Origin of the sequence: Peptoclostridium acidaminophilum DSM 3953 (assembly GCF_000597865.1) — a bacterium.
In the GTDB taxonomy this organism is placed as follows: domain Bacteria; phylum Bacillota; class Clostridia; order Peptostreptococcales; family Peptostreptococcaceae; genus Peptoclostridium_A; species Peptoclostridium_A acidaminophilum.
In genome coordinates this window covers 1049836-1076667 of record NZ_CP007452.1, presented here as the reverse complement: position 1 = coordinate 1076667, position 26832 = coordinate 1049836, and the positions used below count along the sequence as shown (strand labels likewise).

The window sequence follows — 26832 nt, the reverse complement described above, 5'->3', positions numbered from 1 at the left end:
TAAAATTATCTTCTTCTTCTTAGAAAAGTAGGTATGCTGAAGCTTCCTTCTTCCGTATCAGCAAGCTCTTCGATCTCGCTTGTTGAAGCCTCCAGCTCCTGCTCCTCAGCCTTGATAGAATTTTCTTTTTCTTTTATTTCAAAGCCTGTGGCAATTACAGTTATTTTTATCTCGTCTTTTAGGCTTTCATCTATTACTGCTCCGAATATTATGTTTGCATCCTCATCAGCCGATTCCTGTACCAAAGAGGCCGCCTCGTTCACATCATGGAGTCCAAGGTCCGGACCTCCTGTGATGTTAAGAAGCACTCCCTTGGCGCCTTTTATTGAAGTCTCAAGCAGCGGGCTTTGTATAGCCTGTTTTGCGGCCTCTACAGCCCTGTCCTCGCCGTTGGCCCTTCCAATGCCCATGTGAGCAAGACCCTGGTCCTTCATTATGGTCTTAACATCCGCAAAGTCGAGGTTTACTAGTCCAGGAACAGCTATAAGATCTGATATGCCCTGAACACCCTGTCTTAGTACGTCGTCTGCTATTCTGAACGCTTCCAGCATGGAAGTCCTTTTTTCAGCAATCTGAAGCAGCCTGTCATTTGGAATTGTTATAAGCGTGTCTACACTCGCCTTAAGCGTGTCAATTCCGCCAAGCGCATGATTGAGTCTTCTTTTGCCTTCAAAAGTGAAAGGCCTCGTTACAACACCAACAGTAAGGATTCCCATTTCTTTTGCTATGCCTGCCACTATAGGTGCTGCACCTGTTCCTGTTCCGCCGCCCATTCCAGCTGTGACAAAAACCATATCAGCGCCCTCAAGGCAATTTTGGATGTCTTCTCTGCTCTCTTCGGCTGCCTTTCTCCCGATATCTGGATCTGCACCGGCACCGAGTCCTCTTGTGAGCTTCTCGCCGATTTGTATCTTTTGCTCGGCCTTGGAGGTAAGCAACGCCTGCTTGTCTGTATTTATTGCTATAAATTCAATCCCCTTCACGTTGCCCTCTATCATCCTGTTTACTGCATTGTTTCCACCGCCGCCAACTCCAATGACCTTTATTCTGGCGAATTCATCCATCCCCATATCAAATTGAATCATTGATTATCCTCCTCGCTGTATGTATTGAACAAAGCTATATATTATATGTTTATTTTACTCTCTTGCATGGCATTTATACAACCTTTAAATGCTAAGTTGTCTTTTTTTTGTCCATCATTTTACCAAGAAGTACTCGTCTTATGACAGCAAAATTGTCGAAAAGCCTTCCACCAAACACTATTATCGGTGCATAGTATAGCGGAACTCCCAGCTTGTCCCCCAGATAAGCCAGGAATCCTGCAAGCAATGCATTTGTAAAAAATCCTGTAATAAAAATTGAGTTATTATATTTCCCCTCTAGACTCGCCCTTATGGCTCCGAAGACCGAGTCGAGCGATGCCAGTATTCCTACTGATATATACAGTGTATAGCTGTCCGGATAGGTAAATGGAATATAAAAACCTATAAGCATTCCCAGCACCAAACCGATTATTGCTGCAATCAAATTATTCACCTTCTTTTACATATCTAAAGTTCAGTTCGCCGCTGTATTTCGCGATATTAATTTCATCAGCCGCAGCTATTTTAACGTCCAACCCCCACACTTCCTTGAGTATATATGCGTATGAATCGGGCGCACGCATTGCGGCTTCAAGATGCGCCGGCTCTCCTATGGCATTTATTACAAACGGCTGGCCATATGTCGAGCTGTTTATAGTTATGGTAGGGCCTGCGCATTTTATTTCGGAAGTGCTAATCACCCTCTCGCCATTTATTGATATGGCCTCGGCTCCCGCGACTTTCAGGTCGTTGACTATCTCAAGCACGTCCCGGTCATGCACTAGTATGTCATTTGGATCCTCGCCGTCCTCAAGCTCGCGTTCGCCGTCCTTTAGACTCACTATAATGCCCGGTCCCTTTACATCCTGCATGCCCGCTATGAGCTTAAGCTTGTCGTGTTCTTCCTGTATCAGACTTTCAATTGCCTTGCCATTGCTGCTCATTGCGCCTTCATACTTGACTATGTCCTTTTTCTTCTCGAGCACAAGCTCTTCGAGCTTCTTAACTTCAATTTCCGCCGAGTCTATCTGATACCCAAGCTCCTTTATACTGCTGAGGGTAACAAACAGATTGTTTGGATCGGAACTTTTTATTTGTATTGATATCGATATGCCGAATACAAACATCACTGCAACAAGCAGTATGGTTTCCATATTCACCTTTTTCATTTTGTCACCCACAGTTCTAGCTCACAGGTTGCGCATAATTGAACTCTATTTTGTTGCCGTACCTTAAAATTTCAAGCACATCGGCTTTTTTGACGTCTACCTTGAGCCCCGTATACTGCCTTATCTCCCATACTATGCCGTATCTCATATTGAGCGCAGCCTCAAGAGTATCTGAATTGCCTATGGCCTTGATATAGTAAGGAGCCTTTACAGGCTTGTCGTTTATTACTATTTTGTCTCCGGCATCAGCGGAAAGATGTATCTCCGTGCTGGCTACTATTCTTTCGTCGTTTACAGCTATGGCTTCAGCTCCCGCAGCATTAAGCTTGTTTATAAGCGAGAGCAGCATCTCGTAATTGTAGGTTAACATCTGTTCATCCTGGCCCGGCTGCGACGAGGCTATTGTAATCTCGACCCCGGGGCCCATAACATCCGTATACCCTGCGAGTATTTCATATCTTTGTATGTCTTCCTTGAGATTCTTTGTAACAGTGCTGCTGCTGGCCTGCGACTCCTCGTAAGCCTTTATCTTGCTTTCGAGTATGCCCAGCTCCTCTTGGAGGTTTTCGCGCTTGTCCTTGAGGCTTTTGAGCTCAGCGGAAAGCTGCCTGGCCTTTTGAGAGGATACAACTCCGCCAGTTGAAATCTTGGAAGTTTTGAACTGTATTGTCATCACAATCCCAAGCACAAGGCTCAGAATCAGTATTGCGATCTTACCATTTTTCAAATCATTCACCCTCCAGGGTTTGTTTGTACACAGGATAACCGTTATATCTCATATCGATAGCGCCGTAGTTTATATTCTTCTTGTAAAGGTCTATTAGTATTGCTTTCAGGAGAGGAATCTTGTAGTCGAGCTTTTGCACATCTCCAAGCAGCACTACTACTCCCGTCATGGTATAAAGGCGTATGCCGCCTTTTTTATCTATTCCTATTTCAGATATATTCTCGAGTATATTGCTTCCCGAGCACGCATTCAGCAACTCGAGCAGCTTTGGCATCACGTCTTTTTTGCCGAGCTTTATCTTGTTGCCTATCTTGAAATTTTCCATTTCAATTCCGGAGAGTATAGGCCTGTCAAGATTGTTAATATCATTTTCCACTCTGAGCACGTTGCCCTCTTCGTCTATAATAACATATGAGCCCATATACGGTATACAAAATAATTCCATTCTTTCCATTATATCAACGCTCAGCTTGTCGGGAAATTCCCGCTTCACACTGGCATTTTTCACATACGGATTCAGCAAAAGCGCCTTTTCGATTTCCGAGACATCATACAGGAAAATGTTGCCGCCTTTGCTTATATTTGCGGCTTTTAACAGCTCGCTCTTATTTAGCTTTATAATTCCGTTTATCTCGATGTCCTTTACGTTGAAATACCCAAACATTATTGCGGCATAAAACGATGAGGCCGCAACCACAAGTATTACAAGCGATGTCATGATTATATTTCTTCTCAATTGCTTCACCCTTCGCAAATTTAAACATGCCACATTCAACATCTTTGCAACTCATGCCGCGGCATACGGCATATACTATTTGTTTTTTATACCCTTTTTTTCAGCCATTAAGCTTTTAATTTGCTCGTATATTGTATCAGCTGCATGCGGATTTGAAATCCCCAGGCTTTTTTGGCTCATGCTCTTGTGAAGCTGTTCGTCCCTTAGTATCCTGAATACAGCCTCAAGCAGTGTGCCCGAATTCAAATCCTTCTCGAGTATCATCTCGCCGGCCCCTGAATTTTTGACGCTCCTTGCGTTGTATTCCTGGTGGTTTTCAGCCGTGTAAGCCTTGGGTATTACTATCGACGGCTTTCCAAGGCAGGTCACCTCAGATATTGTTATTGCACCTGCGCTGCATATTACCAGATCGCTTGCAGCAAGCACATCAGCCATGTTGTCTATATAGTCCGTGATGACCTGGTGGCTTTTGAGCTCGATATCGCCCAGCTCTTTCAGGAAGCCCTCGTAGTGCTGCCTGCCTGTGGCGTGTATAAATGCAAAATCCTCAGCTGCGAGAGCCGGCAGCACGCCCTTCATTGCATCGTTTATTGTCCCCGAGCCGCCGCTGCCGCCCACAGAAAGCACCATCTTCTTGCCTTCCGGTATGCCCAGCTTTTCTCTGGCTGAGTTCATATTGGCGCTGGTTATCTCCCCTCTTACAGGATTGCCCGTCAGCACCACGCTCTTGCTCTTTGTAAAAAATCTTCTCGAGTCGTCAAAGCTTATTAGTACCCTGTCTGCGAACCTCGAGAGGAATTTGTTTGTTATTCCAGGGAATGCGTTCTGCTCGTGTATGAGCGTAGGTATGCCAAGCAGAGCTCCGGCAAGCACTACTGGGCCGCATACGTATCCGCCCGTTCCTATTACTACATCCGGTTTGTTTTTCTTTATTATGGCGAGCGACTGTGCAAGCCCCTTCATGAACAAGGCTATGCGCTTTGCGTTTTCAAGCGAGAGCTTTCTTTGGAACCCTCTGACCTGAACCGTCTTGAACTCGTATCCCTTCTCGGGCACTATTCTGCTTTCAAGACCTTCCCTGGTTCCTATATATAAAATGCTGCTCTCTTTTTCGTTTTCCATGATCTTTTCTGCTATTGAAAGTGCGGGATATATGTGTCCTCCCGTTCCCCCTCCTGAAATGACTGCCTTCATCCTATTCAGCTCCTATCCTTTCTTGCTTGTCCTGCCTGGCTTTTGCTTCATTTGCCCTTGAATACCTTGATACGTTAAGCACTATGCCCACTGCCGCCATTAGTATCACAAGAGATGTTCCGCCGTAGCTTATAAACGGCAGCGGTATTCCCGTCGGAGGCATTGACGAGGTTACAACAGCAACATTGAGCAGCACCTGTACTCCGATCTGGGATGCTATTCCCGTAACCAGCATGCACGAGAAAAAGTCAGGTGCGTTCATTGCCACCTTTATACAGCGGTAAATGAGAAATACGTAGACCATGAGCAGCATGATGCAGCCAATGTAGCCCAGCTCTTCGCCTATTATTGCGAATATGAAGTCGTTTTGAGGCTCTGGTATGTACAGGAACTTTTCATTGCTCCGTCCAAGCCCAAGCCCGAAAAGCCCGCCGGTACCCAGAGCGTAAAGCGATTGTATAACCTGATAGCCGTTCCCCAGCTCGTCCTTGAAGGGATCGAGGAAAGACGTGACCCTCTTCCACCTGTATGGGCTTGCAAAAGCAAGCAGGCCCCCTGCCGGAATGGCCGAAAGAACAGCCCCGATCACATACCTTACCTGCATGCCTGCTGCAAACAGCATGCATACTGCAGTGATTGCTATACTGCCTGCAGTCGAAAGGTTTGGCTGGAGCAATATCATTCCGAAAAAAAAGCCGGCTATAGCAAGCGGCGTTATAGCGCCGCTCAGCGATTTTTGTATAAGCTTTGGCTTTATATACTTTGCTATTAGTATTATTGATGCGAATTTAGCAATCTCAGAGGGCATTATGGTCATGCCTCCTATGGAAATCCACCTTTGCGCACCGTTCAGGCTGGTTCCAAGGGGGGTAAGGACTATCACAAGCAATACTGCCGCTGTGCCGGCAACCACCCAGCGCAGCTTCTCAACTCTCTTGTAGCTCAAAAAGGACATGAATACCATGGTAATCGTTCCCATCACAGCAAAGAAAACATTCTTTTTTAAAAAATGATACGGATCGCCGTATCTTTGCGATGCATTTACGTAGCTCGCGCTAAACACCATTACAATGCCGACTGCCACCAGCAATAGCGTCGCGAAAAATATATACTGGTCGAAGCCCTTCATCTTGGCCGGCTTGCGAGTTTCCTTGACCTGCTTTCTTGTCCTGTTCATAATATGTCCTCCAAAATCCTAAAGCTGCATTACGTTCTCCTTGAAGTCTCTTCCCCTCACCTCGTAGCTCGGGTACATGTCCCAGCTGGCGCACGCAGGTGAGAGCAGCACTATGTCGCCTTGCGCCGCCAGAGCGAATGCCTTTTGAACAGCCTGCTCCATGTTTTCCACCCTGTAATTCGCCTTGAATCCAAATCTAACGGCAGTATCCTCGAGCTTCTGTGCGGTTTCGCCGAGCAGCACTAGTCCCTTGACCTTGCCGCCAAACTCGGCCACAAAATCATCGAAATCTCCGCCTTTGTCCATGCCGCCTGCAATTAGAATCAGTGGCCTTTCAAACGACTGTATTGCCTTAATAGAGGCATCGGGATTCGTACCCTTCGAATCGTTTATGAAATCTATTCCGTTTAAACTTCTGACAAACTCAAGCCTGTGCTCTACGCCTTCAAAACTTCTTAGCGCTGATGCTATTATTTCAAAAGGCAGCTGCATCGATACGGCTATTGCCACGGCAGCCAGTGCATTTTCAAGATTGTGAGGTCCTGGTATTTTCAGTTCTGCTGTGTCCATAAGGCTTGTGGCGCCTTCCGCTGCCTTAACAACTATCCTGCCGCCGTCGACGAACACTCCGCTCTCAAGCCTCTCCTTCCTGCTGAAGAATACGACATTCGATTTGCAAAGCCCTGCAAGGCTTCTCGTCTGTTCGCAGTCGTAATTTAGCACAGTGTAGTCGTTCTCGTCCTGGTTCTCGAATATCCTGGCCTTGGCTGCTATGTAGTTTTCCATAGTCTTGTGCCTGTTGAGGTGGTCCGGAGTTATGTTGAGTATGGCGCTTACTCTCGGCTTGAAGCTCTCTATGGATTCAAGCTGGAAGCTGCTGAGCTCCGTCACAAGCACCGAGTTCTCGTCAGCCTTGTCTACAACGTCTACAACCGGAGTACCTATGTTGCCCACTACAAATGTATTGTGGCTGGAAAGCTTGAATATCTCGCCCACAAGGCTTGTTGTGGTCGTCTTGCCGTTTGTGCCCGTTATCCCAACAAACGGAGCTTTGGAGTATCTGTAAGAGAGCTCTATCTCGCTTATAACCTCGACTTTTTTCTCCTTGAACTTCGCTATGAAGGGAATGTCAAGAGGCACACCTGGAGACACGACTACAAGCTCGTAGCCCTCTATATTCTGGGGATGCGATCCCAGTATATACTCTATTCCAAGCCCTTCAAGTTCGCTTAGAACTTCCTTGAGTTCTTCCTCGCCCTTTATGTCGTTTACCGTAAGCAGAGCTCCCTTTGAGTGAAGGAACTTAATAGTAGCTATTCCCGTCTTTGCCAGTCCCACAAGAAGCACTTTTTTGCCATGTAAATCCATTTTTGTCCACCTTCCAACCGTTAGTTTGTCTTTTCTATTATAAGGCTATATAAAAGCCAAGAATGCTAATATGCCAAGCACAAGGCTTGCAATCCAAAATACGCTTACCACCTTCGTCTCATGCCATCCCACAAGCTCGAAATGGTGGTGAATAGGGCTCATGCGAAACACCCTCTTGCCCGTGAGCTTGTAACCTACAACCTGTATTATCACAGAAAGAGACTCCGCAAAATATATCCCGCCGGCAATTGGTATTATAAGCGATATGTTCATGAGCACCGCGGCTGCCGCCACCGCTCCGCCAAGCGCCATAGAACCCGTGTCTCCCATGAACACCTTCGCAGGATACGCGTTGAATCTGAGGAAACCAAGACACGCGCCAAATACGGCAGCGCATACTATCGCAACAGATGTATAGCCAAGCAGCGAGGCCACCGCCGTGAAGAAGACTGAAATTACAAGCGTAACACCTGAGGCCAATCCGTCAAGCCCGTCTGTCAGATTGACGCTGTTGACAGTAGCCACTATTACAAGCACCGTGAATGGGATGTAGAAAATCCCCAGATCCAGCCTGTAACCGTCCATAAACGGCACGAATATGCTGCTTCCCGTATCCGCAACGCTATACTGGTAGAATACCATTACAAGCGCCAGCGCAAACTGGCCTATTAGCTTCTGATAAGCCCTTAATCCAAGCGACCTCTTAAGAACCACCTTTATATAATCATCTATGAATCCTATGAGTCCGAAACCTACTATTGAAACAAGAGCCATAACCATGTTGGTGTCAAGCTCGCCGGAAAGCAAAGATGCGACCATTATTCCTGCCACCATTATTATTCCGCCCATGGTAGGCGTGCCATTCTTTGCAAGATGGCTCTGAGGTCCATCGTCCCTTACCGTCTGCCCGAACTTGAGCCTTCTGAGCATCGGAATGAACATGGGTCCTGTTATGATTGTGACTGCCAGCGCTGCCAGCGCCACGAGCATAAGCTTTTGAAAACCAACCATTATTTACTGCTCCCTTCCTGGAGATGATTTGCTATCTCCTCCATCTTCATACTTCTTGATCCCTTGACAAGCACCACATCTCCCGGCCTGACAAGCTCGTCCAGGTATTCCATAGCGCCCTGCCTGTCTTCAAAATGTACTACATTTTCAAGGCCGCATTCCCTGGCCCTGCTCGAAATATACGCAGCCGCACCGCCTACGCTTACAAGTATATCAACCCTGCCTGCGGCATATTCACCCACTATCTCATGGCCTTCCCTTGAAAACTCACCCATCTCGAGCATGTCGGCAAGCACGGCAATTTTTCTTTTCTCCTCGTAACCGGCCAGAAAGTCTATTGCCGCCTTCATGGAATCAGGATTTGCATTGTATGCGTCATTAATTATTATAAAGCTTTTCTCCACTATATCCAATCTCATTTTTTCGTTCTCAAACTGCAAAAGGCCGCGTCTTATCTCGTCAAAGCCAAGACCGCACTCGATGCCGACTGCCATAGCAGCCATGGCATTGTATACGTTGTGCATGCCCTTGGAAGGTATTGAGAATTTCTCATCATGAGCTCCCCAATTCACGGAAAATTCCAGCATGCCGCCCTGATCTCTAACTTCCGTGCATACAATGTCATTGCCCGGCTCAAAACCGAATTTTATCATTTTGTAGCTGCCCGGCCGCAGCGTCCTTAACTGCTCGTCGTCACCGTTTACAATGAGCGTGCACGTCTCGTCGAAATACGAAGTTATCTCAAGCTTCGCCTTCAATATGTTTTCTTTCGAGCCTAGGTTTTCAATGTGCGAGTAGCCTATATTTGTTATGACTGCAATCCTTGGCCTGACTATCGAGGCCAGATATTCAATTTCACCGAAGCCGGACATACCCATTTCGAGAACTGCTGCCTGATGGCTTGAGCCAAGCTCGAACATCGTCAGCGGCAGACCTATGTGGTTGTTGAAATTGCCGCTGTTTTTGTGGGTAGAGAGCTTTTGCGAAAGCACGCTCCACACCATGTTCCTTGTGGATGTCTTGCCGCAGCTGCCAGTCACTCCTATATACGGTATGTCGAACCTGTCCCTGTAGCCTCTTGCAATATCTCCAAGGGCCTTTGTAGTATCCTCCACCTCAAGCACTGTGCTGCCTGCATAGTAAGACTTGTCGTCAACTCTTCCCGGTTCAACAACGAACTTTCTCACACCCTTCTCGAATGCCGACTCTATGAAATCATGTCCGTCAAGCCTCTCTCCAACTATGGCAACATACGTGTCGCCCGGCTCAATCTTTCTGGTATCTATTGAAATCCTGCCCAGGGCGGACTGCGAATCCCCCGCCGCAATAGTCCCTTTGCACCATAAGGCCGCCTCGTTAAAGGTTACACCTTCCATACCTATTTGCCCTCCTCAAGATAAGCTCTTGCCACTTCCTTGTCGTCGAAATGAATCTTCTGCTTTCCAATTATCTGATAATCCTCATGGCCCTTGCCTGCAACTATTACAATGTCATGCGGCCCAGCCATCTTTATTGCCGTCCCTATGGCCTCTTTCCTGTCAACAACTACTGTAAAGGCTCCCTTTTGCGCGTCAAGCCCCGCCACTATATCCTCGATTATCATTTGCGGCTCCTCCGTCCTTGGATTGTCTGAGGTTATCACTGAAAAATCACTCAGCCTCTGGCTTATTTCGCCCATTATAGGCCTCTTGGTCTTGTCCCTGTCGCCACCGCAGCCAAACACGGTTATGACCCTGCCCTTTGCAATTCCCCTTGCGGTCTTTAATATGTTTTCAAGCGCGTCAGGAGTGTGAGCGTAGTCTACTATTACAGTGACGCCGTTTTTGCCCGCTATGCTTTCAAACCTTCCGGGAACCCCGCTGCAGCTGTTCATAGCCGAAGATATGTCAGCCCCGCCGATCCCCATCAAATATAGCACCGAGGCTGCCGCCAGAGTGTTGTACACTGTGAACTCACCAGGAATGGCCACTTCTATATTGCATTCGAAATCGGGAGTTACCATTGTATAGCTTGTTCCCGACGCGTCCATGCTTATGTCCTTAGCGCTTACATCCGCCTCTTCTTTTATTCCGTAGCTGACGCATGGCGTCTCCAGAGCTTTAAGCCTTTCATAGAGAGCCTTGCCATGCTTGTCGTCTATATTGATTATATTCGCCTTTGATGTCATATAGAACAGCTTTTCCTTGGCTTTCATGTAGCTCTCCAGATCCGGGTGAAAATCAAGATGGTCCTGAGTGAGGTTTGTAAAAACGGAGTACTTGAAGTCGCAAAAATCCACCCTGTGAAGCTCCAGCGAATGCGAAGACACCTCCATGGCGCAGCTCCCTATGCCGCAAGAGAGCATGTCGCTGAAATGGCTGTGGAGCTCTATGCTTTCAGGTGTTGTCCTTTCCGATTCGGCGTCCACTCTGCCTGTGTATGTCCTTATAGTGCCAATGAGACCGCAAGCTCTGCCCAGATGGTCAAGCGCCGACTTTATAAGGTATGTCGTTGTCGTCTTGCCGTTTGTGCCTGTTACGCCAACGAGATCAAGTCTCTTCGACGGATTGCCGTAAAAATTGTCAGCCGCTCTGGCCATCTCTCTTCTGCTGTCTTCAACAACTGCTACGCATGCATCCTCAAGTTCAAGCTCGCGCTCGGCCAAGAAAGCCCTGCAGCCGCTATCGTACGCACTTTTTGCATAGTCGTGTCCGTCTGATGCCAATCCCTTTATGCATATGAACAGACTTCCCTTTCCAGCCTTTCTCGAATCGTATGTAATGCTGCCTACTTCCGTTTCAAAATCTCCGCTGACACTTACAATCTGAGCTCCTGAGAGCATATCGCTAAGTTTCATATAGACACCTCCGACTTATTTTGCTAGTATAACCTTCAAAAAGGCAATGCATACATGTCATGCATTGCCTTAATCATCAGTTTGATTTGAACTCCACGCTTACAGCCATGCCAGGCTCCGCCGGCATGTTCGGCTTTGGCTCCTGGGATACGGCCGTGCCGCTGCCTGTTGCCTTGAGCTTGAGATTCATACCCTGGAGTATGTTGGTCACTTCCTTTATCGTCTTGCCTGTAAGATCCGGCATCAAAATCGTGGATGCTCCATTTGCCATTGCGGCCTCACTGAGCTCTAGCTTCATGTAGAGTATGACGTTCGAACCTGCCGAAAGCTTCGTTCCCGGACTCGGGAACATGTCAAGCACAATGTCGTCCGGATTGAATACCGTGTTCGACGGCTCTATTACATAGTTGAGCGAGCTTTCCGAAAGCAGCTGCAGCGCTGTTCCAAGCTCCATGTTCCTGACTTCAGGCACAATCGACTCCTCCACCATGCCGCTGTTTTGCGAGTCCCCAAGATAGAAATTGGGCTTTATGTTCAGATACCTTAAGGTATCGTATATTACTTCCTTGGCTATAGGCGCAGCGACCGTACCCCCAAAGTGGGACGCCCCACGCGGCTCGTCGACTATTATAATCACCGCTATTTCAGGATTTTCAGCAGGAGCCATTCCCACAAAAGATGCATAGTAGAAGCCCGGCTCATATCTGCCGTTTACAACCTTCTGCGCTGTACCCGTCTTGCCTGCAACCCTGTAGCCGGGTATGAAGGCTCCCTTGCCTCCGCCCTCGACGACAACCGACTCCATTATGTTTCTCAGGGAGCGCGCTGTCTTTTGGGATATAACCTTGCGCACCTGCTCTGGTTCAACCCTGCTTATCACGTTGCCCTTTAAATCTACAAACTCCTTCACAACATGCGGCTTCATCATTACACCGTCGTTTGCTATGGCGCTGATGGCCGAAATGAGCTGTATGGGCGTTGCCGAGTTCGCCTGCCCAAAGGCAATTGTTGCAAGCTCTACAGGGCCAACGTTCTGCTCATTGTGGAAAACTCCCACCTGCTCGCCGGGAAGGTCTATGCCCGTCTTTGACATGAGTCCGAAGGCCTTTATGTATTCATAGAGTCTGCCTGTTCCCATGCGCCTTGCCAGTTCGATCATGACCGGGTTACATGAGTTCTGCACGGCCTGCGCCAGAGTCTCGGTGCCGTGACCCCTTGGATAGACGTGGCATTTTATCTTTCTTCCCAGTATCTCAACATAGCCGTTGCAGTAGAAGGTTTCGCTCTCCTTGGTGAAGCCTTCCTCGAGGGCCGCCGAAACCGTTATGGGCTTGAATGTCGAGCCGGGCTCGTAGGTTTCGTTGACAAGCGGATTTTTCCACATGTCAAACCAGCCCTGAGGCTTATCCTGCTCGCTGTACGAAGCAAGCAGCGATTCGTATCTTGGGTATATTGGATTTCTGGGATTGTTCGGGTCATAATCCGGCTTTGAAGACATGGCAAGTATCTCGCCCGTCTTGGGATTCATTACTATGCCCATTACGTTCTTTGCCTGGTTCTCGGCAAGTGCCTTGTCGAGCGCCTTGTCGAGATGGTGCTGTATGACCTCGTCGACTGTAAGTATTACTCCCTGGCCGTCCTTCGGGTCATTGTACTTGCCGTTATCGTAAGGTATCTCCTTGCCCGAGGCGTCGGTGACGCTTATCACCCTTCCGGGAGTGCCCTTGAGCTCCTTGTCGTACTGCAGCTCGACGCCCGCCTGCCCTATGTTGTCGGTTGTGACATGGCCTATTACATAAGGCGCAAGATTGCCGTAGGGATAGAACCTCTTGTTGTCCTTGACTATCCACAATCCGCCAATTTCGAGTTTTTGTATCTGCTTTGCAGGCTTCTCGTCTATCCACCTTGCAATCCTCACAAGGCTTTTTTTGTCGGACTTGAGCATTGCCTCAACTTCCTTCTCGTCAACGCCCAGCGTTTTTGAAATCCTCTTTGCCGCATCCGCCTTGTCCTTTATTGCTGACGGCTTTGCCCAGACTGTGTACTTTGTTATGCTTATAGCCAGCTCCTTGCCGTTCCTATCGTATATGGTGCCTCTTTTCGCCTCCACAGGTATATCCCTCACCTGCTGGGCAAGGGCCTTCTTGGTGAGCCAGTCTGCTTCGACAAGCTGTATGTAGCCAAGCCTTGCTATGAGGAGCAAAAATACCAGCATCATGATAGATAAAAGCGCAAAAAGTCTTCTCTTGTTTTTAATATTCAAATCCGCCAAACCAGTATTCCCCCCAAAGCTCTATTCCACGTCAATATACACAATCTGTCCGTCGGCAGGATATTCCATGCCCAGCTTCTCACGCGCTTCCTTCTCTATAGTCGCGCTGTTTGTCTTCATCTCTATCTCGTAGTAGAGCTCCTTTTTTTCATTCACCTTCTCGTCAAGCTGCTTGCTCAGAGAGTGTGATTCGTAATTGAGCCTTGATATTACAGAATACCTTGCCATTATGACGAAAACCGCCACGGCTATGAACGCCACCGCGCCGTTCCTCAAAAGGGCTGCATTTTTCTTGCTCCTGTTCCTTGCGAGTCTGGCGCCGTCCACATTGGCATTTTCATCCCTGGAACTGCGCTTTTTCCTCTGCCTGTATTTTTCCAGATCGGCAACTTTCTTGCCGCTGTTTATTCTCCTTTTGTCTGCTCTCAAATGCGCCACTCCTTAGCGCCTATACCCTCTGCGCAACCCTGAGCTTTGCGCTCCTTGATCTTGGATTGCCTTCAATCTCCTCTTCGCTTGGTATTATAGGCTTTTTAGTGATTATCTTGAGCTCCTGCCTCTTGCCGCATATGCAAACCGGGAATTCCACAGGGCACACGCAACTTTTGGCGAGCTCCTTGAAGGTGTCCTTTACTATCCTGTCTTCAAGCGAGTGGAAAGTTATTATGCATATTCTGCCGCCCTTTCTCATCACCGAAGTCGCGTCTTCAATTGTCCTTCTTATTACATCGAGTTCCCTGTTGACCTCTATTCTGATTGCCTGGAAAGTCCTTTTCGCCGGGTGTGGCCCGTCCTGCCTGGCCTTTTGCGGTATCGCAGCCTTAATGACGTCCACAAGCTCCAGAGTCGTATTTATCCTGTGCTCATTCCTTCGCTCCACTATGAACTCAGCAATCCTGGCGGCCCATCTCTCCTCGCCGTACTCCCAAATCACCCTTTCAAGTTCCTCCTTGGGATAAGTGTTTACCACCTCGTAGGCGCTCAGCGGGTTCCTGCTATCCATTCTCATGTCAAGCGGGGCGTCCTGCATGTATGAAAATCCCCGCTGTGCCTCGTCGAGCTGGTGCGAAGATACGCCCAGGTCGAGAAGCAGCCCGTCGATTTCTTCTATGCCCAGATTTTCGAGCTCTTGCTTTATGTTTTCGAAATTGCTGTGGACAATCCTTACTCTGTCCATGTAGGGCGCAAGCCTTTCTTTTGCAACCTCTATTGCGTTCTTGTCCTGGTCAAAGCCTATTAGCAGACCGTCCGGAGAGAGTCTCTTTACAATTTCAAGTGAATGGCCGGCGCCGCCCAGCGTTCCGTCCACGTACACTCCGTCAGGCTTTATGTCCAGATTGTCTATAGATTCGTCGAATAGTACCGATACGTGTTTGAAGTCCAAAATTGTTCGCTCCCTTAATTTATTTAAGCCCAAAACCATGCGCTTTTCTATGATTATTTGGTCCCTTTTTATTTTTTTTGCGACAACAGCGTCATAGCGAGATGCTGTGCTTTTAATCTTTTTAGCCCAGCCCTTGTCCTGCTCCCAGTCCTTGAAATACTTGTGCGCAGCCAAACCGACCACTATGAGCACTATGCTTACAACCTGCGCGGCCCTCAGCGGCCCGAGCATAAGGCTGTCAGTCCTTAGCCCCTCTATCCAAAGCCTTCCAAGCGAATAGAATATGCAGTATTTGACTATGAGCTCGCCCTCGTAGACCTTTTTCTTCCTGATGCTCCAAAGATATATGAAAACGCCGATATTCCAAATCGATTCATAAAGGAACGTAGGATGCACGCCAACTCCGTTGACTGTTATAGCCCACGGAAGACTAGTCGGACCGCCGTAGGCCTCCTGGTTTATAAAATTGCCCCACCGGCCTATAGCCTGCCCCAGTATTATGCCGGGCGCCGCTATATCCGCCATTTTCCAGAAATTCAGTCTCTTTTTCCTGCAGAAGTAATATCCGGCAAGTATTCCAGCTATGACAGCCCCGTGTATGGCCATGCCGCCCAGCCTCGTGTTGACTATCTTAGAAAAATCACCCTGGTAGTAGCTCCAGTTGAATATTACATAATATGCCCTTGCTCCTATTATGGCCATGGGCACAGCTATGAGGAAAAGGTCAAGCATTGTGTTCTCCTCTATACCCTGCCTCTTCGCCTCGCGGAGCGCAATCACCATGCCCGTGAGTATTGCGAATGCCATTATTATGCCATACCATCTTATGTCAATTCCGTATATATTGAAAGCCACTGGATCTATCATTGAAAAAACCATTGAAAAAACCGCCTCCGTATGCTGTTTGTATTATATCTAAAACCGTATATGCTGCTTAAATTCGCCACGTCTAATTATAGCATGTTTTATAATTACATTTAATCGAAAGCACAAAAGCTAGGTAAAAACCTAGCTTAATTATAATTCTCATTGTTTCCTAAGTCAATTTTATTTAGGGTTTATAACCGACAGAACGCAGTTGTCATCACGTATGTGCTCGTCAAGTCTTTTTTTGACATCTTCAAAGCCTATGCTCTTGAGCGTGTCCAGATAGTCAAGCAGGTTTATCCCCTTGAAGTGGTACGAGATGAAGTTGTTGGCTATGAATTCGAGCGAGTCGAAATACTTGAGGAAGTTGCCTATCTTCTTTTTCTTTATCCTCTCGAAATACTCAAGCTCAAGGCCCTTCTGCCTGTATTCGCCTGCGTACTCCATGACCTTCTCCATAACCTTCTTTGGGTCCTTGGATTCGCCGCCTATCATTGTATATCCATGGTCGGGCGTAAGCGTGTAAGAGCATGAGAAGCTCTCGTTTATTAGCCCCCCAAGATAGAGCTCTTCATGGAATTTGCTCCCCTTTTTATACAGCATGTCCAGCAGAATCTCTGTGGACAGCTCCCTTCTCAGCAGAGCCTCTCCGCGCTCGCCAACGCTAGTCTCCTTGAAACCTATATTGAACATCGGCATCGACACAGAAAGCGACTCCTGTATGCTCTTTTCCGCCACAGCCTCGGGCTCCTGGGGGTAGAATCTCTCAACCTCCATGCCGAGAATTTCGCTGCCGTAGCTTCTTTGAGAGCTCTTTGCCGTCTCAAGCACCCTCTCCCACTCGAGATCTCCAACTACGAAAAGCGCCATGTTCTGCGGGCTGTAGAAGGTGTTGTAGCAGTCGTAGAGTTCCTCCTTGGTGATTCTGTAGACGCTCTCGACCGTGCCTGCTATGTCTATTCTGTTGGGATGGTTGATGTACATCGCCTTGAGCGTGTTGAAATACACCCTCCAGTCCGGATTGTCGTCGTACATCTTTATCTCCTGGGCTATTATGCCCTTTTCCTTCTCCACATTCTCATCAGTAAAGTGAGGGCTCTGCACATACTGAATCAGATGCTCGAGAGCCTCGTAAAAGTTGTCCGTGGATGTGAAAAGGTACGAAGTCATGTCGAAGTTGGTGTACGCATTGGCGCTGACGCCGAGCTGCGCGAACTTGTCGAAGGCGTTGCCTCCGTTCTCCTGCTCGAACATCTTGTGCTCGAGGAAATGGGCTATGCCCTCGTTTACCCTTGTCCTTTCGCTCTTGCCGAAAGGCACGAACTCCAGGTCGTTAGAGCCGTAGTTTGTCGAAAATACGGCATACTGCTTTGCAAAGCCCTTCTTGGGCATGAAGAATACCTCAAGTCCGTTATCCAGTTTATCGTAAAAAAGCTCCTCGTTAAGAACCTTGTTTTCAATCCTGTTCAAGTTACCGCCCCCCTAATTTTTCAGGAAATATATAGTGTCCATTTTGATCTTTTCGGAAGCCCTAACGACATCCTCCACGCTCACGCGTGAAATCTTTTCGATCATCTCCTGCGGAGTCTCGAATACGCCGCTGACCAGCTGCCCGTAGTAGAACTCCGACAGGCCGTTTATGCTGTCGGCCATAGACCTTATTGAATTTGTCATGGCGCTCTTGCTGTTGTCCATCTCAAGCTGCGTTATGCTGCCGGATTTCATGTCGGCGAGCTCCTTTTGTATAAGCTCCATAGCCTTTTCGTAGTTCTCGAACTCTATGCCCGAGGATATCATCATAAGCCCCTTGTACTTTTCCACCGAGGCATATATGTAGTAGCACAGGCTCTCCTTCTCCCTGATGTTAAGGAACATCTTCGAGTGGGGCCCTCCACCCAGCACGCTCGCATATACTGCAAGCGGATAGTATTCTGGGTCACTAAAGTGTATGTTAGTCCTGAAGCCCATGCAGAGCTTACCCTGTGTTATGTCCATGCTCTCAGTTATATTCCTGACTTCGGCCGGAGCGGCGTAAATCTGCTCGTCCGGTATGGCGATTAGCTCCCTGCTTTTTTCAAGGACTCCCTCAAAGAAGCTCCTTGCCGCGGCCTCCGCCCTCTTGCTGTCGATGTCCCCAACGACGAGTATGTCTATTGGTGATGTCGCCACAACTTCCTTATAGTGGCTGTAGAGATTCTGCGGCGTTATAAGGTCTATATCCTCTTCGTAGCCATCCTCGTGTATGCTGTAGTTTTCTCCTTTGCACATCTCCTCGATGCAGCGCTCGACTGCGTAGTAGGCCTTGTCGTTTATCCTGCCCCTTATTGCATCGCGCAGGTTCTGCGCCTCAACATCGAAATAGCCCTTGCTGAAGGCGCTCTCCTCAAGCAGCGGGTCGAATATCATGTCCTTCATGAACGTCAGGCCTTCTTCGAATATAGCCTCGTCTATGTACTTGTCGTTTGTCATTACCAGCTTAAAGCTGAGTATGTGCTTTTCGCCCTTCTTGCCCACTCCGGCTACAAGGTTCGATCCGTAGAGCTCGTCGAGTTTTTTTGAAATCTCGACCTGGCTGTTGTACTTCCTGCTCCCGCACTTTAGCACATAAGGCAAAAGCGCGTTCTTTGTCGCCTCTTCCCTGTTGAGCGGTCTTTTTATGTACACGCTGACAAGATTCGTCTTGAACTTGTCTGTCTTGACTATTATCAGGTTTACACCCTTTTGTATCTCTATCTTTTCATAGTTTTGCACTGTTCAGCCTCCTTCGCAATCTAGTATCTATTTGAAAATGCAGTTTCCAAAATACAGGTAGTTTAATTATACCATTTTTTACTTCCATATTCCCAAATACTTTCCGCAAATGCTCTGCATATAGCACGCCAGGGAAGATTTTAACTCTGGGCGGCTTAATTTCTTGAACAAATCCCTTCCATGATATATAATATTTCTGCATGTTCTAAACCAAAACGAAAACAATATAATGAAAGCTTATAGGCTTTTCAATAAAAAGCGAGGAGATTTTTTAATGAAACTTGGAATAGTAGGACTTCCCAACGTGGGAAAAAGCACCCTGTTTAACGCGATAACACAGGCAGGCGCGGAATCAGCAAACTATCCGTTCTGCACAATAGACCCCAACATAGGCGTGGTGTCTGTTCCGGACAAGAGACTTGCAGTACTTGCAGGCATATATGGCTCTGAAAGAATACTTCCAACAGCAATAGAGTTCTGCGACATAGCGGGCCTTGTAAAAGGCGCGAGCAAGGGCGAAGGCCTTGGCAACAAGTTCCTCTCGCACATAAGAGAGGTAGAGGCAATAGTTCACGTTGTAAGATGCTTCGAGGATCCCAACGTAGTTCACGTAGAAGGCTCTATAGGACCTCTTAGAGACATCGAGACAATAAATCTTGAGCTTATATTCTCAGACATAGAGATGCTCGAGCGCAGAATTCAAAAGACTCAAAAGGCTGCCAAATCTGACAAGTCGCTTCAGAATGAGCTGGCGCTTCTAGAGAGGATACAAAATGCGCTCGAAGACAACAAAATGGCAAGAAGCCTTGAGCTCACAGACGACGAGGCGGAGTTTGTAAAAGACCTAAACCTGCTGACATACAAGCCCGTAATATACGCTGCAAACGTAGCCGAAGACGATCTTGCCAATGACGGAGCTACAAACGAAAATGTGGCAGCCGTAAGAGAACACGCGGCACAGGAAGGCGCTGAGGTTGTAGTAGTGTGCGCACAGATAGAGGCAGAAATCGCAGAGCTTGAGGACGAAGAAAAGGCAGCGTTCCTTGAGGACCTTGGACTTTCGGAATCAGGCCTGGACAAGCTAATAAGAGCAGGCTACAAGCTGCTTGGCCTCATAAGCTTCCTTACTGCAGGACCAAAGGAGACCAGAGCCTGGACAATAGTAAATGGCAGCAAGGCTCCTCAGGCAGCCGGAAGGATACACACAGATTTTGAAAAAGGATTTATAAGAGCCGAGGTCGTAGCGTTCGAAGACCTTGCAACATCAGGCAGCATGGCGGCAGCCAAGGAAAAAGGACTTGTGAGAGTCGAGGGCAAGGAATACGTAGTGCATGACGGAGACGTAATGCTGTTCAGATTCAACGTATAATATATATCCCTACTAAACACTCGTGTTTTCCAGCTTAATTCATACAGCACCTCTGATTTTTCAGGGGTGTTTTGTGTATCATGCAACAGGCTACTTTCGAAAGGAGGTCTCTTCAGATGTTCTGTACAAATTGCGGCTCCAAGCTCGAGCCGGATTCGGTTTTCTGCAGCAGCTGCGGCGAAAAGGTTGTCGGAATAGAAACCGGAGAAGAAAGACAATCGCATGCCGAGTCTGCAGCAATAGCTTCCAGCAAACCCAAGAAAGCCAGCAATAATCTTGTGGGCTTTTCCCCCAGGATAAGCGACCCGGCATTTAAAAAATACCTCAAAAACTCCAACAGATGGTCGCTGTATTTCTCCCTGGGGATTGCCCTTATTGCAGTCGTAGGATTCTACATAGCAGGGGAAAAAGGCATTGACGGAATGTCAAATCCCGAATCCCTGTACATAGGGTTCGGAATAGGCGGCATGTTCGTAACGATCGCCCTGTTTCAGATTATGGGGAGAAAGCGCAGCAAAACTTGGGATGGTAAGGTCATCGATAAGACAGTAAAGAACAAGGCAAAGGAAGTCAAATCAGGCAGCAGCTCTTACATCAAACGCTATACTGAATTCACGGTTTTCGTAAGAAGCGACAGCGGCAAAAAGTATGTAATAAGCGTAGATGACGATGACACGCTCTATAACTATTTCAATGTCGGCGACAGGCTCAGGCACCACGGCGGCCTAAACAGCTACGAAAAATACGACAAGACAGGCGATGATATAATATTCTGCGCCGCCTGCGCCACTCTTTGCGACATAAAAGAAGACACCTGCTATCGCTGCAAGTGCCCTCTTCTAAAATAAACGGCCAGTCAACACATTTTGCGACAAGGGTTCAATTGCTTATAGGGCAACTGAATCCTTGTCGCTTTTTTATTATTTTCCCACGGGCTTGCCGCAGCTGCGGCAGAACTTGCCCCCAGGCGCCAGCGGAGTTCCGCAATATTTGCAGAACTTCGGCGATGGCTTGGCGGCTGGCTCCGTAGCCTCGACAGCAACAGCCGGCTCTGCAGACATGACTTGCTCTTCTTTTGCATTGAGGCCTCCAGGATTCTCTCCAGGGGCTATTAGAGTCATTACAGTTTCCTTAAGCTGCTTCTCGTCTATACTGACCCATGTAGTCTTTTCTCCGCCTTCGATGCAGTAAAGATAGTCTCCCACTCTTAGGAATGCCGCGCTCAGAAGCTGCAGCGCAGCATTGTGGTAGAATATGCTGCTTATACCCAGCAGGCTTTTTCTGCCGCTTAGCATGCCCAGCCAGCCTGACATTTCCTCCTGCACTTCAACAGCATTTTTCTGAAGCTTTACAATTCCCATATTCGACAGTTCCGAGAGCCCCCTTTTTAAATCAAAGGGGCTTTTCATGTCGAATACATCCAGAAAAAACGGCGTCAGCCAGCGAATGTCCCGGTTTTCACGAGCAATAGCGAGCTCGTCTTCCAAATCGCTCATTTCAATTGGCTCTGATCCCACAACATGTAGAATCAGATTCTCAAGCTCCCTCCTTTTGAGAACATCCAGCAGGCATGTGAGCGACACCAGGCCATCTTTGCTAAGCGAAAGTGCGGTGTTTGTCTTTTGAACACCTGCTGCTCCTATCAGGTCGCGCGCTAACAGTGAAACTTCATTTGCCGTAGCCGGCTTGAGGCGGATATTATCCCCCTCGTCACCGTAAAAGGCATAGTCTTCCTCTCCCGCGAGTATCGTAGTGAAAAATAAGTTCTCATCCTGCAGCGCAGCGCTTAAAAACGATATGCTGTAAGGCTGCGCAAGCCACCTGACCTGTTCTTTTTGTCCGTCCCCTAGACCCTGGCCACCTTTGGAATTCTTGCCTGATGCTTCAGAAATATCCAAAAGCTTCGACAATCGGTTGGGCTCTATTCCAAGCTGCTGTGCTGCTGCCAGCGCAGCCTCCTTTGATAGTATTACCGTCTCTTGTTTAAGCATGCTTTTCGCTCCTATCCCTTGAATTTTGCTATCGATTCCATTATTGAAGAGCTCTGCTGAACAACGTCGTCTACAGAGGTGCCCATGCCTTTTAGTATGCCCTCAGCCTGTGCCATTGTTATGCCGCCCTCCTTGCCCACCTGGTCAAGCACCCTTATGGACTTGAGCAGCTTGTCTGACACATGAATGTTCCTGCCGGTAGCAGCCACCGCCTTGACCTGGCCTGCGATCTGGGCATCAAACTGCTTTACGAGCTGGCGCACGCCTTCGCCCTGAAGCGCCTCGGCCTTCACAAGAAACTCCTCGCCCGCGTCTCCTCCAGCCTCAGCCGCCTTTTCCCTGAGCTTGTCTGCACGCTCGAACCACTCGTTGGACTTGTATTCCATGGTTCCCGTAACAGATGTGATGTCTTCAAATTCCTTTACACCTTTGTTGCCCTTGTCGAGAATGTTCACAAGATCCTTGTCTCCCCTGCCGTAGGCGTCCTTGCCGGTACGGTCTGTGACAGTGTGGTCCATATTCTCTGCAAATTCCGATATCGCCTCATCGTCCACTATGTCCTTGCCGTCTAACTTCGGCAGCTCACCCTTGTGGTGGGACTTGTAGAGCTCCTGCCTGTATATCCTTTCAACATCCTCCTTAGGCAGGTCTATCCACTGGTTTGTCTTCTTGTCGAAAATTCTTGCAGTGACATCCTTGTCCATAGGAGCGCCTTTGATCCGCGCCGACTGCGGTATTACGTCGTCAGCCGTAGACGCCCCTTTGAAATCAGCGGCAGTGTGCTGGCTGACATCCACCTTCCTGGCTGTAACAGATGCGTCGGCAGTTCTTGCTCCCGCTCCGGAATTGGTCGCCTCCACGAACTTGATTTCACTTGGATCTACGCCATGCTCAAGCGCAAGTCGCTCCTTGGTGTTCCTGAGCGTCGCCTGTGTGAACTGCTCGTTTCGCATGTTGAAATTGCCGCGCAGCTCATTGGCTCCCGGGCCATCCAGGCTGTTGAGCTTAGTCATGGCGTACTTGTCCTGCTGGACTGAGCGCAGCGCCTGATCGTAGGCGTCCTGAGCCTCCCTTGATCCCGGGTTGCTATTTATCCTCTCCTGTGCGCGCCTTAGGTTGTCCACCTTCTGCTCGCCAATCTTCTGGCCCTTCCTGTAGAGCGCATCCCGTGCCGACTCAGCCGAATCCTTGCCCTTTGCAGCTTCCTTATACTTGTCTATCTCTTTTTTAGCCTCGTCCCTGGCCTCATCCATCTGCTTGTTCCACTTCTTCTCTGCAGCTTCATAATCCGGATTCTTTGGACCCTCAGGTTTTGCTGGCTTCTCGGCCTTCTCGCCCGACGTCTTTGAGGCGTCATCTGCCTTCTCGCCCGCATTTTTTGCAGCATCATCCGCCTTGTCTGCCGCCTTAGCAGCATCGTCAGTCTTGCTTCCCGCAGCTTTCGCCGCATCATCTGTTTGGCCTCCAACAGCTTTACCCATATCATCTGCCTGTTTTGCTACGGATTTTGCCGCATCGTCCGCTTTGCTGCCCAAGGCTTTTGCGGCATCATCCGCCTGCTGGCTCGATGCTTTTATTGCGTCATCGAGCTGCTTGTTGGCGGCTTTTATAGCATTGGCCGCATTTGCAGCCTTAAGAGCCCTTGCAGCATCGTCCGCCTTGTTGGCCGAGCTTCCAAGCGCTTTCTTGGCCAAATCTCCCACATTTTGTCCCAGGAAGTTCGAAGCCCTGCCGGCCAGATTCTTGGCGCCATCCACAGCTGCCCTTCCAAGCCTGGTCTTCGAAGCCATATTCGCCGCAAAAGAGCCGGCTTTTCCCACCAGGTTGAGTCCCAAGCCTGCGGCGCGGCCTATGCCTTCGTCCACAACCGTCTGAAGTGCAGCCCTGCTCACGGCCTCTCTCCAGCTGTCTCCCCCGGCGTCGACGTAGTCCTTGACAATGTATATTGAACGGGCGGCCTCAAATCCGAATTCCGAGCTGCCGCCGGTCGCCATGCCAACCAAAATCCTCAGCGCTACGGCTTTGCCGCTTTCGCCCCTTGAAATCTCCTCCGTACTCATGGAAATCATGTCCTTGGTATTCTGCCAACTTGTATATTCTCCTGGCAGATCCCTGCTGTTGCCGATTTCACCTCTTGTGTATTTACCGTAGGCATCTCTTACGGCTCTGTAGCCCTTCTCGTCAAGCCCTTTGCCGCTGTGTATGTCATTTTGGATCCGCTCGAGCCTCCTGGCCATTTTCGTGCTAAGCAAATCGGTGTCGCCTTTGCCTTCGCGCTCCAGTTTTTCTCTAAGATGCTCCAGGCGGTTCACCTTGCGCCAGTATTCCGAATCGCCGTCCGTCCTGTTTTCCATTCTCTGCCTGTCTTTAGCGGCATTTGCAAGGTCTCTTCTGTGATCTTCCCTTGCCCTGTCCACATCGCCAAGGTTCAGAGTCGAGCCGTATGAGCTTTCAAATTCACCTGTGACGGGATTCAGCCGGTAAATCTCCTGAGAGCCGCTCGGCGAAGTCACAACAAGCGTGCCGTCGCTTGGATCGTAGTCCATGCCCTCCCTTTTGGTCCTGAAAAAACCTCCCGGGCCTCCCGGGCCACCAAAGCCTCCTGCCGCTGCAGCTCCTGCACCTACTAGGCCCGCCAGAGCCGAGGCGGCGCCTATAGCGCCCGTTTCAATTTCGTCAGCGCGCTCATCCCACTCGTGCTCCCATGGCTCCAGAAGACCTCCAAGCAGGCCGTCACCGTCTTCGCCGCCGGGAGCAGTCTCTCCGTATACAGCTTCCGTGGAAAGCTTGTATACGTATGTCACGCTGCCGCTTCCAAAAGCCGATATTTCTATTACCATTCGGCTGTTTTCAGAATCCAAATCGTCGTACGGCCCGTCTCCAGTTCGGCTGGTTACCCGCTTGACAGTGTAGAGCGACTCCACATACTGTCCCGGGTCCAGATTGTTCCCGTAAAGCGTTGTAGACGTGGCCTCCTTCCCCGGAGCCGCGAAATAGCCTTCATATACGGCCTTATATTCACTTTCCCCCTCTGGAATCGTAGTTATGTAAACTCTGCCCAGCATGTATCCGCATTGGGCCGTAAAATGATCCCCTTGCCATGTAATCCGCTTCTTGATCTGTATCTCGTCTTCCCGCCCGAGCTCAATGCGCTCCGGAGGCAGAGTCCATGTATACTCAGTGGCACCGTAGTCGTCCCCTTCGCCGCCACCTGAAGATTCGAATATTCTTCCGTTTGCCACTTCAGTGTGAAAATATCCGCCCCCTTCATTAGGATTGTCTATAATCACATCGTCAAGCACCCATACCGTGCTGACCTTCTCAGTTGCGCCCGACGGGGCATCGAGCATTATCTCCTTGACGCAAAGATGAAGCTCGCTAGCCATCTCTCCCTGAATCACATCTCCGTCGCTCATCCTTATCTCTGTGCCTCCCGCAAGCTTCGCCACCATAAAAAGCTGCCCGGGATCATAACTGAAAGCCTGCTGGCCGTACACGCTGTATTCCGTGTCAGTCAACAGGCCTTCCCTGATACTTTCGAATGAGTCGAAAACCACGGGATATGCGCTTTCGCTGCCCTTTATATTAAAATTCAAGGGCGCAGCCCCGCTTCCATAATCCGAACGGTTTATCTCATAACCCGAATAGTCTCCCACGCTCCTGGCCACTATCGGTAGACGGTTCTGCCCCTGATCGCTCTCGTAAGGATGCTCCGAGCTGAGCGCCGCCTCGTCATAAAAGAAGGACGCCCTTCCCTTGAACTTAGCGCTAAGATAGCTGTAGACGTCAGTCTTGTTGTGCAAGTCCTCAAGAGACGGTGAAGATATCTCAAGGTCAATCGTAGTCTCCCTGCCGCCCATGATTGTTATCTCCTGCGCGTTTGGGACTATCCCGTAATATGTACCAAATGTCATGCCCATGGGTTCAACCTTCGCCCCATAGAAAGGCTTCTTTGCAATGGCAGCCTTTAGAGCCTCGTAGTCTCCCTTTGCCACACCGTACGCCTCGTACGGATCCATCCACTTTTGCTCAGCCTGCGCAACCCCAAGCGCAGGAGCCATAACTCCCATAAGCAGCATTACAATCATCGCAGCTGCAGGAACCCGCCTTCCCCTGAACAATGCGGCTAAGACTATCGATATTGCAATCAGAATGCCGCCCAGCGTGTAGCAAAGCCCCCCGGTAGTCAAAAACGATGAGCCTATACCAAGGGCAAAACCAAGCATCATTCCTACCACGCAGTGGCCGGCCCTCGGCCTTGAAAGCCTCCCCTTGGTGAATGAGCGCAGGAATCCTACCAGGAACCCCGAGGGATTCTTGAGTGACCTCAGGCAAGCCACAATGGCCGTAAGGCCAATGACGCTGTTTTCAAGGCTTGCGTTGCCCGTTAGGAAATTGTATATTACAAGCGCGATTCCCGCGCCCGCCATAAAAAGCGCAAAACCCCGCATATCGCTTATAACAAAAGCTGGTCCTATTTTCATCTTCACTGATTTTGGGGCCTTCTTGCCCGTAAGAACCGGCATAAGAGCGTTAGTCACAAACCATGCAAAGAACGCCTTGCCTATTATTCCACCGATGGCTCCCAGCAGCCCCGCATACATGCCGCCCTGCGCAAAGAATATGAGGCTCAGAGCAAACACGGCTCCAGAAGCCGGCAAATACATCTTAAGATAAGAAAGCGCAAACCACATAATCGCCATAAATACAGTAGGCAAAAGCAGCTTCGGCGTTTTCAGCAAGGCCCCTATTCCGCTAAGACTCCGCTTAATGCTTCCGATCAAATAACGAGCCGGCCCCAGCGTTGCATCGTCAATTTGCGGCGCAGCCTGACTTTTCGATATTGAAAGTTCATTTTGCATAAATCACAACCCATCCCTTCGGAACTTATTTCC

The 26832-nt window shown here is 49.0% G+C and carries 20 protein-coding genes and 1 pseudogene; 2 read left to right on the top strand and 19 right to left on the bottom strand.

The window, feature by feature from the left end; genetic code table 11:
* Window positions 1-5 precede the first annotated feature (5 nt).
* From ftsZ to yfmF, 17 genes and pseudogenes are all read right to left on the bottom strand, one after another.
* On the bottom strand, window positions 6-1085 hold the full coding sequence (gene ftsZ, locus EAL2_RS05260) for a cell division protein FtsZ (RefSeq protein WP_025435362.1): 1080 nt from the start codon (window positions 1083-1085) through the stop codon (window positions 6-8).
* A gap of 91 nt (window positions 1086-1176) precedes the next feature.
* Window positions 1177-1530 (bottom strand): small basic family protein, encoded by a 354-nt coding sequence (locus EAL2_RS05255; protein WP_025435361.1) that lies wholly within the window; start codon window positions 1528-1530, stop codon window positions 1177-1179.
* A 1-nt stretch (window position 1531) separates the two neighbouring features.
* Window positions 1532-2254, bottom strand: coding sequence for a DUF881 domain-containing protein (locus EAL2_RS05250; protein ID WP_038601810.1), 723 nt, complete (start codon window positions 2252-2254; stop codon window positions 1532-1534).
* 16 nt (window positions 2255-2270) lie between these two features.
* A complete protein-coding gene (locus EAL2_RS05245; RefSeq protein ID WP_025435359.1) occupies window positions 2271-2981 on the bottom strand; it encodes a DUF881 domain-containing protein in 711 nt (236 codons plus the stop codon).
* 1 nt (window position 2982) lies between these two features.
* A complete protein-coding gene (locus EAL2_RS05240) occupies window positions 2983-3717 on the bottom strand; it encodes a cell division protein FtsQ/DivIB (protein ID WP_025435358.1) in 735 nt (244 codons plus the stop codon).
* Between the two features lie 75 nt (window positions 3718-3792).
* Complete coding sequence (gene murG, locus EAL2_RS05235; protein WP_025435357.1) at window positions 3793-4911, bottom strand: undecaprenyldiphospho-muramoylpentapeptide beta-N-acetylglucosaminyltransferase; 1119 nt, start codon at window positions 4909-4911, stop codon at window positions 3793-3795.
* 1 nt (window position 4912) lies between these two features.
* A complete protein-coding gene (gene ftsW, locus EAL2_RS05230; protein WP_025435356.1) occupies window positions 4913-6088 on the bottom strand; it encodes a putative lipid II flippase FtsW in 1176 nt (391 codons plus the stop codon).
* A gap of 18 nt (window positions 6089-6106) precedes the next feature.
* A complete protein-coding gene (murD, locus tag EAL2_RS05225; protein ID WP_025435355.1) occupies window positions 6107-7456 on the bottom strand; it encodes a UDP-N-acetylmuramoyl-L-alanine--D-glutamate ligase in 1350 nt (449 codons plus the stop codon).
* Window positions 7457-7501: 45 nt separating this feature from the next.
* Complete coding sequence (gene mraY / locus EAL2_RS05220; protein ID WP_038601807.1) at window positions 7502-8467, bottom strand: phospho-N-acetylmuramoyl-pentapeptide-transferase; 966 nt, start codon at window positions 8465-8467, stop codon at window positions 7502-7504.
* A complete protein-coding gene (locus EAL2_RS05215) occupies window positions 8467-9843 on the bottom strand; it encodes a UDP-N-acetylmuramoyl-tripeptide--D-alanyl-D-alanine ligase (RefSeq protein WP_025435353.1) in 1377 nt (458 codons plus the stop codon). The genes mraY and EAL2_RS05215 overlap by 1 nt, the downstream gene beginning before the upstream one ends.
* A gap of 2 nt (window positions 9844-9845) precedes the next feature.
* On the bottom strand, window positions 9846-11303 hold the full coding sequence (locus tag EAL2_RS05210) for a UDP-N-acetylmuramoyl-L-alanyl-D-glutamate--2,6-diaminopimelate ligase (RefSeq protein ID WP_025435352.1): 1458 nt from the start codon (window positions 11301-11303) through the stop codon (window positions 9846-9848).
* A 76-nt stretch (window positions 11304-11379) separates the two neighbouring features.
* Window positions 11380-13575 (bottom strand): penicillin-binding transpeptidase domain-containing protein, encoded by a 2196-nt coding sequence (locus tag EAL2_RS05205; RefSeq protein ID WP_025435351.1) that lies wholly within the window; start codon window positions 13573-13575, stop codon window positions 11380-11382.
* Between the two features lie 21 nt (window positions 13576-13596).
* Window positions 13597-14004: a septum formation initiator family protein gene (locus tag EAL2_RS05200; RefSeq protein WP_025435350.1), complete on the bottom strand. Its 408-nt coding sequence runs from the start codon at window positions 14002-14004 to the stop codon at window positions 13597-13599.
* Between the two features lie 19 nt (window positions 14005-14023).
* Window positions 14024-14959, bottom strand: coding sequence for a 16S rRNA (cytosine(1402)-N(4))-methyltransferase RsmH (rsmH, locus tag EAL2_RS16025; RefSeq protein ID WP_025435349.1), 936 nt, complete (start codon window positions 14957-14959; stop codon window positions 14024-14026).
* Window positions 14960-15112: 153 nt separating this feature from the next.
* Window positions 15113-15823: pseudogene (gene lgt, locus EAL2_RS16020) on the bottom strand (prolipoprotein diacylglyceryl transferase); the annotation flags it as partial.
* Between the two features lie 183 nt (window positions 15824-16006).
* Entirely contained in the window at window positions 16007-17296 is a 1290-nt protein-coding gene (gene yfmH / locus EAL2_RS05190) for an EF-P 5-aminopentanol modification-associated protein YfmH (protein ID WP_025435348.1), read from the bottom strand.
* A gap of 12 nt (window positions 17297-17308) precedes the next feature.
* Entirely contained in the window at window positions 17309-18577 is a 1269-nt protein-coding gene (gene yfmF, locus EAL2_RS05185) for an EF-P 5-aminopentanol modification-associated protein YfmF (protein WP_025435347.1), read from the bottom strand.
* A 274-nt stretch (window positions 18578-18851) separates the two neighbouring features.
* Here yfmF and ychF point away from each other — a divergent pair, with 274 nt between their 5' ends.
* Together ychF and EAL2_RS05175 are read left to right on the top strand one after the other, a co-directional pair.
* Window positions 18852-19946, top strand: coding sequence for a redox-regulated ATPase YchF (gene ychF / locus EAL2_RS05180; protein ID WP_025435346.1), 1095 nt, complete (start codon window positions 18852-18854; stop codon window positions 19944-19946).
* A gap of 116 nt (window positions 19947-20062) precedes the next feature.
* Entirely contained in the window at window positions 20063-20794 is a 732-nt protein-coding gene (locus EAL2_RS05175) for a zinc-ribbon domain-containing protein (protein WP_025435345.1), read from the top strand.
* A gap of 72 nt (window positions 20795-20866) precedes the next feature.
* Here the strand turns inward: EAL2_RS05175 and EAL2_RS05170 are convergent, their stop codons facing one another.
* Window positions 20867-21937 (bottom strand): zinc ribbon domain-containing protein, encoded by a 1071-nt coding sequence (locus EAL2_RS05170; RefSeq protein WP_025435344.1) that lies wholly within the window; start codon window positions 21935-21937, stop codon window positions 20867-20869.
* A gap of 11 nt (window positions 21938-21948) precedes the next feature.
* Window positions 21949-26799 carry an MFS transporter gene (locus tag EAL2_RS14750; RefSeq protein WP_025435343.1) on the bottom strand — a complete coding sequence of 1617 codons (4851 nt, stop codon included), beginning with the start codon at window positions 26797-26799 and terminating at the stop codon, window positions 21949-21951.
* Between the last annotated feature and the right edge of the window lie 33 nt (window positions 26800-26832).